At 71.2% G+C, this 13,742-nt stretch carries 10 protein-coding genes; 4 read left to right on the forward strand and 6 right to left on the reverse strand.

What is annotated here, in order from left to right:
• Positions 1-18: 18 nt before the first annotated feature.
• Genes cydD through ACIRPX_RS22615 form a run of 3 tightly spaced genes read right to left on the reverse strand, consistent with a single transcriptional unit; the run spans position 19 to position 6,054 of the window.
• Positions 19-3,510, reverse strand: a complete 3,492-nt coding sequence (gene cydD / locus ACIRPX_RS22605) for a thiol reductant ABC exporter subunit CydD (RefSeq protein ID WP_404197380.1) — start codon at positions 3,508-3,510, stop codon at positions 19-21.
• 12 nt (positions 3,511-3,522) lie between these two features.
• On the reverse strand, positions 3,523-4,527 hold the full coding sequence (gene cydB / locus ACIRPX_RS22610; RefSeq protein ID WP_404197383.1) for a cytochrome d ubiquinol oxidase subunit II: 1,005 nt from the start codon (positions 4,525-4,527) through the stop codon (positions 3,523-3,525).
• A gap of 18 nt (positions 4,528-4,545) precedes the next feature.
• Complete coding sequence (locus ACIRPX_RS22615) at positions 4,546-6,054, reverse strand: cytochrome ubiquinol oxidase subunit I (RefSeq protein ID WP_404197386.1); 1,509 nt, start codon at positions 6,052-6,054, stop codon at positions 4,546-4,548.
• A gap of 211 nt (positions 6,055-6,265) precedes the next feature.
• Between ACIRPX_RS22615 and ACIRPX_RS22620 the strand changes: the two genes are divergently transcribed.
• A complete protein-coding gene (locus ACIRPX_RS22620; RefSeq protein WP_404197389.1) occupies positions 6,266-6,640 on the forward strand; it encodes a cyclophilin-like fold protein in 375 nt (124 codons plus the stop codon).
• 16 nt (positions 6,641-6,656) lie between these two features.
• Here ACIRPX_RS22620 and hisC read toward each other — a convergent pair whose 3' ends face one another.
• On the reverse strand, positions 6,657-7,736 hold the full coding sequence (gene hisC, locus ACIRPX_RS22625) for a histidinol-phosphate transaminase (protein ID WP_404197392.1): 1,080 nt from the start codon (positions 7,734-7,736) through the stop codon (positions 6,657-6,659).
• Positions 7,737-8,133: 397 nt separating this feature from the next.
• Between hisC and ACIRPX_RS22630 the strand changes: the two genes are divergently transcribed.
• The 3 genes from ACIRPX_RS22630 (at position 8,134) to ACIRPX_RS22640 (ending at position 11,585) form a co-directional block, all read left to right on the forward strand.
• Positions 8,134-9,246, forward strand: a complete 1,113-nt coding sequence (locus ACIRPX_RS22630; protein ID WP_404197395.1) for a LacI family DNA-binding transcriptional regulator — start codon at positions 8,134-8,136, stop codon at positions 9,244-9,246.
• 201 nt (positions 9,247-9,447) lie between these two features.
• Positions 9,448-10,524, forward strand: coding sequence for a metallophosphoesterase (locus ACIRPX_RS22635; protein ID WP_404197398.1), 1,077 nt, complete (start codon positions 9,448-9,450; stop codon positions 10,522-10,524).
• Positions 10,525-10,718: 194 nt separating this feature from the next.
• Complete coding sequence (locus ACIRPX_RS22640) at positions 10,719-11,585, forward strand: hypothetical protein (RefSeq protein WP_404197400.1); 867 nt, start codon at positions 10,719-10,721, stop codon at positions 11,583-11,585.
• A 104-nt stretch (positions 11,586-11,689) separates the two neighbouring features.
• On the opposite strand, the gene ACIRPX_RS22645 is transcribed toward ACIRPX_RS22640, so the two are convergent.
• Both ACIRPX_RS22645 and ACIRPX_RS22650 read right to left on the reverse strand, forming a co-directional pair.
• A complete protein-coding gene (locus tag ACIRPX_RS22645) occupies positions 11,690-12,388 on the reverse strand; it encodes a GAF and ANTAR domain-containing protein (protein ID WP_404197403.1) in 699 nt (232 codons plus the stop codon).
• Positions 12,389-12,457: 69 nt separating this feature from the next.
• Positions 12,458-13,216, reverse strand: a complete 759-nt coding sequence (locus tag ACIRPX_RS22650) for an ANTAR domain-containing protein (protein ID WP_404197406.1) — start codon at positions 13,214-13,216, stop codon at positions 12,458-12,460.
• Between the last annotated feature and the right edge of the window lie 526 nt (positions 13,217-13,742).

The following is a 13,742-nucleotide window of genomic DNA, read 5'->3' on the forward strand; positions in this document are numbered from 1 at the left end:
GGCGCCCGTGCGCCGCGGTCACGCCGGTGTGAGCAGCGACTCGGCCTCCGCCTCCCGCTCCGCCATCCGCCGCAACGGCCCCGGAACGGCGGCCAGTCCCGCGTACGTCCCGCGCTGCACCACGCGCCCCTCGTCCAGGACGACGACCTCGTCGACCGCCTCCAGGCCGGCCAGCCGGTGCGTGATCAGCAGCGTCGTACGGCCTTCGGTCGCGGCCAGCAGGTCGGCGGTCAGGGCGTCGGCGGTCGGCAGGTCGAGGTGTTCGGCGGGCTCGTCCAGGACGAGGACGGGGAAGTCGGCGAGCAGCGCGCGGGCCAGCGCCAGCCGCTGCCGCTGCCCGCCCGACAGCCTGGCCCCGTGCTCGCCGACCAGGGTGTCGAGCCCGTCGGGCAGCCGGTCGGCCCACTCCAGCAGCCGGGCCCGCCCGAGCGCGTCGCGCAGGTCGTCCTCGGTGGCGTCCTTCTTCGCCAGCAGCAGGTTCTCGCGCACCGAGCTGTCGAAGAGATGCGCGTCCTGCGCGCACAGCCCGACCAGCCGCCGTACGGCGTCCCCGTCGAGCGCGTACGCGTCCACGCCGGCCAGCGTGTACGAACCGGCGCCCGCGTCCAGGAAGCGCAGCAGCACCTGTGCCAGGGTCGTCTTGCCGGAGCCGGACGGCCCGACCACGGCGATCCTGCGCCCCTGGCCGAGCGTCAGGTCGAGGCCGTCGAGCGCCGCGCGCCGCTGCCCCTCGTACCGGGCCGTCAGGCCCTTGAGGACCACCGGGAAGGGGGAGGCGGGTGCCTGCCGGGGCCGCTCCGGCTCCCGTACCGGCTCGGGCGCGTCCAGGACCTCGTACACGCGCTCCGCGCTCCTGCGCACCCGTCGGCGGTACTGGACGGCCAGGGGGAGTGCCATGACGGCCTCGAAGGCGGCCAGCGGGGTCAGGACCACGACGGCCATCGCCACGCCGCCGAGCCGCCCGTCCGCGACGGCCCGGGCGCCCACGAGGGCGGCCGCCGCGACCGTCAGACCGGAGACCAGCGAGGTGAGTCCGTCGCCGAGCGCCGTGGCGGTGGCGGCGCGCGAGGCGATCCGGGTGAGGGTGTGGTCGGCGCGCCGGGCCTCGGCGGTACGGGCGGGCAGGGCACCCGCGACCGTCAGCTCCGCGGTGCCGCTGAGCAGATCGGTCACCCGCGTCGCGAGCGCCCCGCGGGCGGGTGCCAGCCTGCGGTCGGCGCGACGGGCCACGGCACCGGTGACCAGCGGGACGCCGACTCCGGCCGCCAGCAGCCCGACGGCGAGCACGAGACCCGCCCCGGGCAGCAGCCACGCCGTGAACGCCACGGCCCCGGCGGACACGATCGCCGCGGAGCCGGCGGGCAGCAGCCAGCGCAGCCAGTAGTCCTGCAGGGCGTCCACGTCGGCGACCAGGCGGGAGAGCAGGTCGCCCCGGCGGGTGCGGCGCAGCCCGGCGGGAGCCAGCCGTTCCAGGCGCCGGTAGACGGCGACCCTGGTGTCGGCGAGCATCCGCAGCACGACGTCGTGCGACACGAGCCGCTCGGCGTACCGGAAGACGGCCCGGCCGATGCCGAAGGCGCGCGTCGCCGTGACGGCCACCATCAGGTACAGCACGGGCGGCTGCTGCGAGGCCCGCGAGATGAGCCACCCGGAGGTGGCCATGAGCCCGACGGCGCTGCCCAGCGCGAGGCTGCCGAGCAGCAGGGCCAGCGCGAGCCGGCTGCGCCGCGGGCCGGACAGGGACCGGACACGGGACAGCACACCGCGGCTGCTCACGGCGGACACGGCGGCTTCGGGCCGGTAGGGCACGGACGTCCCGTGCGCCTCCCGCGGGGCCGGGCGCGCCTCGGCCGGCTTGGGCTCCACGGGCGCCGGAACCGCCGGAGCGTCCAGCCGGACCACGCGGTCCGCCGGTGCGAGCAGGGCCGGACGGTGCACCACCAGCAGGACCGTGCGCCCCGCCGACAGCCGCCGTACCGCCGCCACGACCTCGGCCTCGGTGGCACCGTCCAGCGCGGCCGTCGGCTCGTCGAGAAGGAGCACGGGCCGGTCCGCGAGGAACGCCCGGGCCAGCGCGAGCCGCTGGCGCTGCCCGGCGGAGAGCCCGGCGCCGTCCTCACCGAGCAGGGTGTCCGTGCCGTCGGGCAGCGCCCGGACGAACTCCAGGGCTCCCGCGTCCGCCAGCGCCTGCTCCACGGCCGGGCCGTCGGCGTCCGGACGTGCGAGCCGGACGTTCTCGGCGACCGTCCCGGCGAACAGGTGCGGACGCTGCGGCACCCAGGCGATCCGCGAGCGCCACCGCTCCAGGTCGGCCTCACGGAGATCGACTCCCCCGATCCGCACCCGTCCCTCGGCCGGCCGCACAAAGCCCAGCAGGACGTTGAGCAGCGTCGACTTGCCGATGCCGCTCGGCCCGACGAGGGCGACGGTCTCTCCCGGCCCGACCGTGAAGGACACCGCCGACACGGCGTCCTCGGAGCGCCCGGGGTAGCGGACCGTCACGTCCTCGAAGGCGATGGCGCCCGCCGGGACGTCCGCCGTGCCCGAGGCCGGCACCGGCGTCTCCAGGACGGTGAAGATCTCCTCCGCCGCCGCGAGTCCCTCCGCCGCCGCGTGGTACTGCGCCCCGACCTGGCGCAGCGGCAGATACGCCTCCGGCGCGAGCACGAGGATGACCAGGCCGGTGTAGAGGTCCATCTCCCCGTGCACGAGCCGCATGCCGATCGTCACGGCGACCAGGGCCACGGACAGCGTGGACAGCAGCTCCAGCGCGAAGGACGAGATGAAGGCGATCCGCAGCGTGCGCATCGTGGCCTGCCGGTACTCGCCCGTGATCCGGCGGATCGACTCGGCCTGTGCCTTGGCCCGCCCGAACACCTTCAGCGTCGGCAGTCCCGCGACCACGTCCAGGAAGTGCCCGGACAGACGGGACAGCAGCCGCCACTGCCGGTCCATCCGGGACTGCGTGGCCCAGCCGATCAGCACCATGAAGACGGGGATCAGCGGCAGGGTGCCGACGATGATCGCCGCCGACACCCAGTCCTCGGTGACGACCCGCGCCAGCACCGCGACCGGCACGACCACCGCGAGCCCCAGCTGCGGCAGATAGCGCGCGAAGTAGTCGTCGAGGGCGTCGACTCCCCGGGTGGCCAGGGCGACCAGGGAGCCCGTCCGCTGCCCGCCCAGCCATCCGGGCCCGAGCGCGGCCGACCGCTCCAGCAGCCGGCCGCGCAGCTCCGACTTCACCGCCGCGCTCGCCCGGTGCGCGGCGAGCTCGGTGAGCCAGGACACCAGCGCACGGCCGCAGGCGACGGCGGCCAGCAGCAGCAGGGGAGTGCCGAGTCCGGACACGGGCATCCGGTGCTGGAAGGCGCCCACCACCACCTCGGCGATGAGCATCGCCTGGGCGATGACCAGGCCCGCTCCGACGACCCCCAGGCCGACGACCGCCACCATGAACCGGCGGGTGGCGCGGGCGTACCGGAGCAGACGCGGGTCGATTGGTTTCACGTGAAACACACCTCAGTGCACAGTCTCGGCGATGTGCTGCGTTCCGATGCGCTTGCGGAACACCCAGTAGGTCCATCCCTGGTAGAGCAGGACGATCGGGGTGGCGATACCGGCACACCAGGTCATGATCTTCAGGGTGTACGGACTCGACGAGGCGTTGGTGACGGTGAGGCTCCAGTCCTCGTTGAGCGACGAGGGCATGACGTTCGGGAACAGCGTCAGGAAGAGCATCGCGACCGCCGCCACGATGGTGACGCCGGACAGGGCGAACGACCAGCCCTCGCGCCCTGCCTGGTTGGCCGCCAGCGCGGCCACCAGCGCGGCCACCGCCACGATCATGGCCACCAGACTCTTGCCGTCCCCCCGGTCGACCTGGGTCCACAGCAGGAAGACCAGCGCCGCCACGGCGGTCACCACACCGACCTGAAGGGCCAGCTTCCGCGCCCGCTCACGGATCTCACCGACGGTCTTCAGGGCCGTGAACACCGCACCGTGGAAGGTGAACAGCGTCAGGGTGACCAGACCGCCGAGCAGGGCGTACGGGTTGAGCAGGTCCCAGAGGTTCCCGACGTACTCGAAGTTCTTGTCGATCTTCACGCCGTGCACGATGTTGCCGAAGGCGACGCCCCACAGGAACGCGGGGATCAGCGAGGTCCAGAAGATCGCGTGCTCCCAGTTGCGCTGCCAGTTCTCCTCCGGCCGCTTGGCCCGGTACTCGAAGGCGACGCCGCGCACGATCAGGCAGACCAGGATGATCAGCAGCGGCAGGTAGAAGCCGGAGAAGAGCGTGGCGTACCACTCGGGGAAGGCGGCGAAGGTCGCGCCGCCCGCCGTGAGCAGCCACACCTCGTTGCCGTCCCAGACCGGGCCGATCGTGTTGATCAGCACCCGCCTCTCGGGCCGGTTGCGGGCCAGCAGCCTGGTGAGCACGCCGACCCCGAAGTCGAAGCCCTCCAGGAAGAAGTAGCCGATCCACAGGACGGCGATCAGGACGAACCAGACGTCGTGCAGTTCCATGACTCGATCTCCCTCGGCCTAGTACGAGAAGGCCATCGGCTTGTCGGCGTCACGGGTGTCGCCGCCGATCTTCGTGGGCGGGTTGAGGTCGGCCTCGGTGAGCTCGGGCGGTCCTGCCTTCACGTACTTCACCAGCAGCTTGACCTCGACGACCGCGAGGACGGCGTACAGCAGGGTGAAGACGGTCATCGAGGTCAGCACCTCGCCCTGGGAGACTCCGGGGGAGACCGCGTGCCGGGTCTGCAGGACGCCGTAGACGACCCACGGCTGGCGGCCCATCTCGGTGAAGATCCAGCCCCAGGAGTTGGCGATCAGCGGGAAGCCCAGGGTCCAGATGGCCAGCAGCCAGTAGAGCCGGCCGAGCTTGGGGCTGAGGGCCTTGTTGCGGAACAGGACCAGATGCGGCACCTCGTCCTCACCGACCCGCAGGTGCTGCGGCAGCATGAACTTCTTGCGGGTCAGCCACAGTCCGAGCAGGCCGACTCCGAAGGACGCCATGCCGAAGCCGATCATCCAGCGGAACGCCCAGAAGGTGACCGGGATGATGGGCCGGTAGTCGCCGGGGCCGTACTTCTCCTGCTCGGCCTTGTTGGTGTCGTTGATGCCGGGGACGTAGGAGTTGAAGTTGTCGTCGGCGAGGAACGACAGTATGCCGGGGACGGACAGTTCGACGCTGTTGTGTCCCTTGCTCACGTCTCCGTAGGCGAAGACCGAGAACGGCGCGGAGTCCTGGCCGTCCCACAGGGCCTCGGCCGCCGCCATCTTCATCGGCTGCTGCTTGAACATGACCTTGCCGAGCGTGTCACCGCTGATCGCGGTGAGCAGGCCGGCGATGACGACGGTGACCAGCCCCAGCCGCAACGAAGTCTTCATCACCGGGACGTGCTTCTTGCGGAACAGGTGGAAGGCCGCGATGCCGACCATGAACGCGCCGCCGGTCAGGAAGGAGGCCGTGAGCGTGTGGAACGCCTGGGCGAGCGCGGTGTTCTGGGTCAGCACGTGCCAGAAGTCGGTGAGCTCGGCGCGCCCCCTGGCCTTGTTGATCCGGTAGCCGACGGGGTGCTGCATCCAGGAGTTGGCCGCGAGGATGAAGTACGCCGACAGGATCGTGCCGATCGACACCATCCAGATGCAGGCCAGATGGATCTTCTTGGGCAGCCTGTCCCAGCCGAAGATCCACAGGCCGATGAAGGTCGACTCGAAGAAGAAGGCGATCAGGGCCTCGAAGGCGAGCGGCGCTCCGAAGATGTCACCGACGAAGCGCGAGTAGTCGGACCAGTTCATGCCGAACTGGAACTCCTGCACGATGCCCGTGACCACACCCATCGCGATGTTGATCAGGAAGAGCTTGCCCCAGAACTTCGTCGCTCTGAGGTACTTCTCCTTCTCCGTTCGCACCCAGGCGGTCTGCAGGCCGGCCGTGAGGGCGGCCAGGGAGATCGTCAGGGGGACGAACAGGAAGTGGTAGACGGTGGTGATGCCGAACTGCCATCGCGCCAGTGTCTCCGGCGCCAGAGCCAGGTCCACGTCGTCATTCTCCTTACGTCGCCGTGGTACAGCGGCAGTTTGCCCCTTTTGTTACACACATCACTGGAGCAACCGGGACACGCTTGTGAACGCGTTCACATTCACAAGCAATTATGACGCACTGATTATCGAAGCCCGCAGGGGGGTCGCGCTTGGGCCGATCGGCACCCCGTCTTGGCAGCAAGTTCAACATCTTGTTGAATTGCCACTCGTGCAGATACGGATCTCGTGGCCCGCCGGCCACCTCACCGCGACCCTCGACGACACCCCGACCGCCCGGTCCCTGGGCACGGCACTGCCCATGACCTCCACCGCCCGCACCTGGGGCGAGGAGGTCTACTTCGACACGGGTGTGCGTGTTCCACGTGAAACGACGGCCCGGCAGGTCGTGGAGGCGGGCACCGTCGCCTTCTGGACCGACGGGGACGCGCTCGCCCTCCCCTACGGGCCCACACCGATCTCGCGAGGCGCCGAGTGCCGCCTCGCGAGTCCCTGCAACGTCCTCGGCCGCCTCGACGGCGACCACCGGCTCCTCGCCACGGTCCGCGACGGCGACCCCGTACGCGTGGAACTCGTGGCCGGCTGAGGCCGGCCGCGCGGTCTCACCACTCCTTGCGGAACGCTTCCGTCACCTTCAGGAAGATGTCGTTCGCCTCGGTCTCGCCGACCGTCACCCGCACACCCTCGCCGGGGAACGGCCGGACCACGACGCCGTGCTGCTCACACGCCTGCGCGAACGCCGCCGTGCGCTCCCCCAGCCGCAGCCACACGAAGTTGGCCTGGGTCTCGGGCACCGTCCAGCCCTGCGCGTGCAGCGCCTCGACCACGCGGTTGCGCTCGCAGACCAGGGAGCCCACCCGGCCGAGCAGTTCGTCCTCGGCCCGCAGCGAGGCGATGGCCGCCTCCTGCGCGAGCTGGCTCACCCCGAACGGCACCGCCGTCTTGCGCAGCGCCGCCGCGACCGGCTCCTGGGCGATCGCGAAGCCGACGCGCAGTCCCGCGAGGCCGTACGCCTTGGAGAAGGTGCGCAGCACGCAGACGTTCGGCCGGCTGCGGTAGAACTCCACGCCGTCGGGCACCTCGGGGTCGCGGATGAACTCGCGGTAGGCCTCGTCCAGCACCACCAGCACATCGCCCGGCACCCGGTCGAGGAACCGCTCCAGCTCCGCCCGCCGGACGACCGTGCCGGTCGGGTTGTTGGGGTTGCAGACGAAGACCAGCCGCGTCCGGTCAGTGATCGCGTCCGCCATCGCGTCCAGGTCGTGCACATCGCCCGCGGTCAGCGGCACCTGCACCGACCGCGCGCCGCTGATCTGGGTGATGATCGGGTACGCCTCGAAGGACCGCCAGGCGTAGACGACCTCGTCACCGGGGCCGCTGGTGGCCTGGATCAGCTGCTGGGCGACGCCGACCGAGCCGGTGCCGGTGGCCAGATGGGACAGGGGCACCCCGAAGCGCTCGGAGAGCTCGCTCATCAGGCCCGAGCAGGCCATGTCCGGGTAGCGGTTGAACGACGAGACCGCGGCCGTCACCGTCTCCATCACACCGGGCAGGGGCGGATAGGGGTTCTCGTTGGAGGACAGCTTGTAGGCCACCGGCCCACCGGCCGCGGCGGGCTTGCCCGGCTTGTAGGTGGGGATACCCTCCAGCTCGGCGCGCAGCTTGGGGCTCGTCTCGCTCACCGCAGTCCTCCTCATGACCCACCGGCTTCCAATACTCCTTACCTTATGAGGATTCGGCGTCCGTGCGTACAGCTGGGCCGGACCTCCTCCGTCACAGCCGCATCAGGGGCAACACCACCCTTAGGCAGACGAATCGTGGGGCGCCTTCACATATATCTACGCGCCGGTGGCTCACGCCGTAGCGCGCATCACCCGTGCAGGTGAGTTGAGACCTCTTCGAGACATCCGGAGCTTGGCAGGCTCATGCGTGCAGACAAGTCACGTAGTGCCATTGGATCGTTCAACTATCTTGGTTTCAAAGGCAGTTGACGTCTGATGACCTTGCAGAAACGTGCCTGTCAACGCGTGCATATGCGTCCGCCCTACCCCACTGCATGAGCCCTACTATCGGCTCGCCATGACAGCAGCAGGGAAGCACCAGGTGAGCCGCGCGGAAACCTCACGCCGAGGCAGCCGGCCGGGCCGGGCGGGCATCAGGGACGTTGCCGCCGCCGCCGGAGTCTCCATCACGACCGTCTCGGACGCCCTCAACGGCAAGGGCCGGCTCCCGGACGCCACCCGACGCCATGTCCGCGAGGTCGCAGACCGGCTGGGCTACCGCCCGTCGGCGGCGGCCCGAACGCTCCGTACCGGCAAGTCGGGCCTCATCGGCCTGACCGTGACGACGTACGGGGATGAACCTTTCACCTTCACCGAGTTCGCCTACTTCGCCGAGATGGCGCGCGCCGCCACCTCGGCCGCCCTCGCCCGCGGCTACGCGCTGGTCATCCTGCCCGCGACCTCGCGCCACGACGTGTGGTCCAACGTCGCGCTGGACGGCACGGTCGTCATCGACCCCTCCGACCAGGACCCGGTCGTCAGCGAGCTGGTCCGGCAGGGTTTACCGGTCGTCTCCGACGGCCGCCCGGCAGGCGCCCTCCCGGTCACCGCCTGGGTCGACAACGACCACGAGGCCGCCGTCCTCGGCATCCTCGACCATCTGGCCGCCGCCGGCGCCCGCCGTATCGGCCTGCTGACCGGGACGACGACCGACACGTACACGCATCTGTCGACGACGGCCTACCTGCGCTGGTGCGAACGCGTCGGCCAGGACCCGGTGTACGAGGCCTACCCGGCGCACGACCCCTGTGCGGGCGCCGTCGCCGCCGACCGCCTGCTCGCCCGCCCCGACCGGCCCGACGCCGTCTACGGCCTGTTCGACCCGAACGGCACCGACCTGCTTGCCGCGGCCCGCCGCTACGGCATGCGCGTACCGGACGACCTGCTTCTGGTCTGCTGCAGCGAGTCCACCGTGTACGCCAACACCGAGCCGCCGATCACCACGCTCTCGCTCAAGCCGCGGCGCATCGGCACGGCGGTCGTGCAGCTCCTCATCGACGCGATCGAGGGGGTCGACTCGGACCGGCCGGTCGAGCAGGTGATACCGACGGAGCTGATCGTGCGCACCTCCTCGCAGCGGCGCCCGCCGCGGACGACGGTCAGTGCGCCGCGATCACCCGAGGAGGAGTAGGGCAGAGTCGGTCAGCATGCGGTCCAAGCCCTGCCCAATCGGGGCGAAAGCCGCGGTGAACTGGACTCTTACTCCGATTCACCACCCCTGGGTCATCACATGGCGCGATCGGCATTCCTATGATGGGCCCACGACACCGCGGGCCGCTGCGACCAGGCAGTCCGAAGCGGTGCAGATGCGGCGCGATGGTGGAGGGGTCTGATGACTCAGGGGGCCGGTCAGGGACCCGAAGCGGAACGGACGGCGACGTTGCGCGACTTCCGGGTACCGGCGTACGTCCACGAGACCGGTCCGTACGGCCAGAACGCCCGTCCCGGTGACGTCGTCCCGCCCGAGGAGACCGCCCTTCCCGAGGGGTACACACCGACCGAGCGCGACCTGCCCGTCATCAACCGCGGTGACACGCTCCAGGTGCCCGTCGCGCCCGGGCCCCAGGCCGCCCCGCAGGAGACGGACGGCAGCGGCCCCCTGTACGTCGTCGGCGACGTGCACGGCTATCTGGACGAGCTGCTCGCCGCCCTCCGGGAGCAGGGCCTCGTCGACGCCGCGGGACAGTGGTGCGCCGGCACCTCCCGGCTGTGGTTCCTCGGCGACTTCACCGACCGCGGCCCCGACGGCATCGGCGTCATCGAGCTCGTGATGCGCCTGTCGGCGGAGGCGGCCGCGGCCGGCGGCTACTGCAAGGCGCTCATGGGCAACCACGAGCTGCTGCTGCTCGGCGCCAAGCGGTTCGGCGACACCCCCGTCAACTCCGGCGCGGGCACGGCCACGTTCCAGGCCGCCTGGCTCCTCAACGGCGGCCAGAAGACCGACATGGACCGCCTGCAGGACCACCATCTGCAGTGGATGGCCCGCCTCGACGCCATGGAGTCGGTCGACGGCTATCTGCTCGTCCACTCGGACACCACCGCCTACCTCGACTACGGCGACTCGATCGAGGCGGTCAACGACACCGTCCGCGAGACGCTCACGCGCAACGACGCCGACGAGTGCTGGGATCTGTTCCGCAAGTTCACCAAGCGGTTCTCCTTCCGCGACGAAGGTGGTGCAGACGCCGTCCGTTCCCTGCTGGATACGTACGGCGGCACACGGATCGTTCACGGCCACAGCCCCATCCCGTACCTGCTGGGCGAGGTCGGGTCCGAGGACGGCGAGGACAGCGCGGGCCCGGTGGTCGAGGGGCCGCACGTCTACGCCGAGGGGCTGGCCATCGCGATGGACGGCGGAGTGACCATGGCCGGAAAGCTACTGGTGCAACAACTTCCCCTGGATATCTGAACGTTCACAGGGCAGGCGACCTCCCGCAGGAGGAATCACGACGAACGGTGCAGGCCGGCGGCCAATTTCTGGAAACCCCCTGTCACCACGTGCCGTGACCGCTCTACCATCGGCTTATCCGTAGCAGGCTCCCCTCCGTTTCTGCCCGACGGCTCGTTGGCATGCGAGCCCCAAGCCCTACGGAGCATCGGGGGATGCACATGAACAGCGTTCCGCAGCACCTGCTGAGTGAGGACCGCCAGGAATACGAGCGGGTCCTCGACGAGGCGCTGCGCTCCGCCCCAAACCGCCCGGAACTGGCCGCTGTGGGACAGCGGCTCAACGCCGAACAGCTGCGCACCATGGCGCTCAACGCCTCCGCGCTCATCACGGCGGCCGCGGCGACCGAGTACCAGCACTACGTGAAGGTGCGCGAGGAACTGCGCCAGCCGGCGTCGTCCACCCCGTCGTCCACCCGCGAGGCGGGCTCCTCGGAGCCCGGCGGGCCGGCGATGGGGCTCGCCACCACCCTCGGCGAGGCCGCCGAGACAGCCGGCGCGGGCGCCGTCGCCGTCGCCGCCGTCCTCACGCCGGTCCTCGCCGGAACAGCCGCGGTGATCTTCCTGCTCGTCGGCTATGTCATCAGGTCGCTCGACCCCGGCCAGGTGTTCGGCAAGACCATGATCACCGCCGGCTGGGTGTTCGGCGCCCTGACCGCGGCGGCGATCCTGGTCGCCGCCGTCGGACTGCTGCTCACCGCTCTGCGCAACAGGCCGTCGTCGGAGAGCGGGCCGTACGGCGAACTGCGCGGGGACGTGGCGCTGGCCAGAGAGGCCTGGCGCGAGGCGCTTCTGGAGCGCGGCATCATGCCGTTCCTCGGGGAGGCCCTCGCCGACCCGGGCGCCGCAGCGGCGCTGCACAGCACCACACCGCGGACGCCGACCAGCCGTATGCCGAGTCTGGGCTACGACCGCCCCGGCTTCAGCAGCCCGGACGACGGCGCCACCGGACCGCGCCCGAGCTTCTCGAGCCCCGACTACACCAGCCCGGAGTTCGGAGGCCCGGAACACCAGCCGGAGTGACGGCCGGCTTGCGCCCTCCGCAGCGGAACCGTCCGCCGGGGCCGGCCGGGGGAGCGCAGGCCGAACACCCCTTGCGCCGTGCCCGCCTCGATCCCCTCACGTGGTCAGCGGGGTAGACCGTCCAGGTCGAACCCGTGGTCGACGACGTCGTGTGCCACGTCCATGAGGGGAATGTCGTGGGTGAAGGCGTAGGCGCGCAGGCGCGCGAGGGCTTCCTCCACGGAGATGCCGAGCAGAACGGTCAGGGCGCCGGTCGCCTGGTGGATCAGGGCACGATGCAGCGGCAGCGGGTTGCTGCTGCTCATGTCGTGGATGCCGTGGGGCGTGGTGAGGATCGCCGTGACGCCTTCGGCGAGGGCGAGCAGATCGCTCATCTCGGGGCGGGTGAGCATGCCGACGGTACTGCGGTGGCCGGTGAGGACGCCGAGCCGGGCCACCCCCAGATGGACGGGGACGGCATGTGCGGCCTGCGCGGGCTTGGGGTGCGTGGCGGCGAGCAGGGCAGGCCACCGGTCCTCGGGCACGGCGTGCAGATCGGGGACGAGTACGACGTCACCGGTGCGGGCCGCGTCCACGGTGGGGCCCTCACCGAGGGTGAACTGGAGATCCTCGAAGGCGACCCCGGCGGTGTCCGCCGGGTCGTACCAGACGAGTTCGAGGCCGGAGTGGTCGAGCAGGCAGAGGGTGAGGCTGTCGAGGCCGAGGGCGGTCGCGCAGGCTCCGGGCGAGAGCGCCGTCAGGCCGTGGCCCTCCTGGGTGGCGACGGCCAGCAGGCCGGGGATGTCGGGGGTTTCTGCGGGCACCGCGGGGCTCCTTGACTGAGTGCGGTGGGGCGCCGGCGGCGCGGGCCGCAGGACGGCACGAAACAAGCGTCACGAGCGGCGCGGGCGATCCTGCGCGGTGGCGAAGATCCCGGCGGACACGCGGCCCTCGACGACGAGTCGGCACAGGTCGGTCAGTGACCTCCGGTTGCTGCGGGCGTGGGCGCGCAGGCGGTCGAAGGCGATGTCGGGCGAGATGTCCAGCTGGGCCCCGAGGGCGCCTTTGGCCTGCTCGATGATGATCCGGCTGTTCAGCGCGGTCTGCAGCTGGCCGACCCGTTCGGCCTGGTCCTGGGCCAGGCGCTGGTGCAGGATGCCGATGGTCGCAGCGTCCGCGAGGGCCTGTCCCAGGCGCAGGCTCGCCGGGTGGAGGCCGACGGGGAGGGCGTGGAAGACGTTCACCGCGCCGATGACCTCCTCGCGCAGGCGCAGCGGGATGGCGGCCACCGCGGCGAATCCGGCCGTGCGGGCCGCCTTGGTGAAGCGTGGCCAGCGTTCGGCGGCGGCCTGCCGGGTCAGGTCCACGGGGCCGACCTGCTCGTGCTGACGGCAGCAGTCCTTCGACGGTCCCTCGTCGAACTCGATCTGCGCCTCTTCCAGTTGGTGCGCGGTGTGCGTGGACGCGGTCACGTCCACCAGCCGTCCCCGGGTGTCGACCATGATCACCCCGATCGCCGTCACATCCAGCAGTTCGAGCATGTGATCGGTGAGGACATGCAGGAAATCGACCAGGTAGAAGCCCTCCACCAGGGTGTCGGCCAACTCCAGGAATGCTTGCGCGATTCGTTCGTCGCGCTCCCCTTGCGCCATCGAGCACTCCTCCTTCGCCCCCTGCCACCGTCGCTGTGCGACGATCCGGCCCGGGGGCTTGGCCCGCTGTCATTGTCCCGCTGTCCCGCACGGGCGGGAACAGAACCACCGCATTCGCGACAACCGGCTCATGGAGCCCGACAGCCGTCAGGCGGTACTCCCCGGACGCACTCGTACGAACAGCTCGCGACCGGCGCCACGGCCCGCGGTGGGGGAAACGCGACGACCGGCCGGCCGCTGGGCACACGCCGGAGCCACGACACTCCGTGGCGCGGCACCGCGACGCCGTGGCGCGGCACCGCGACGCTCCGTGGCGCGCCGGCCGTCGTCTCCGGCGCGCGGCCCGTCGCGGTGGGCGTGCCCGGCTCGAACGGCTCCCTCCCTGGGGTGGGCCGGCCCGCCCGCCGCGCACGCCTTCGACCTCTAAGGACGGCGCCGGGCCGGACCCCTCCCGTACGGCGCCGGGCCGGACCCCTCCCGTACGGCGCCGGGCCGGACCCCTCCCGTACGGCGCCGGCAGGCGGGC

Source organism: Streptomyces sp. NPDC101225 (assembly GCF_044767585.1).
In the GTDB taxonomy this organism is placed as follows: domain Bacteria; phylum Actinomycetota; class Actinomycetes; order Streptomycetales; family Streptomycetaceae; genus Streptomyces.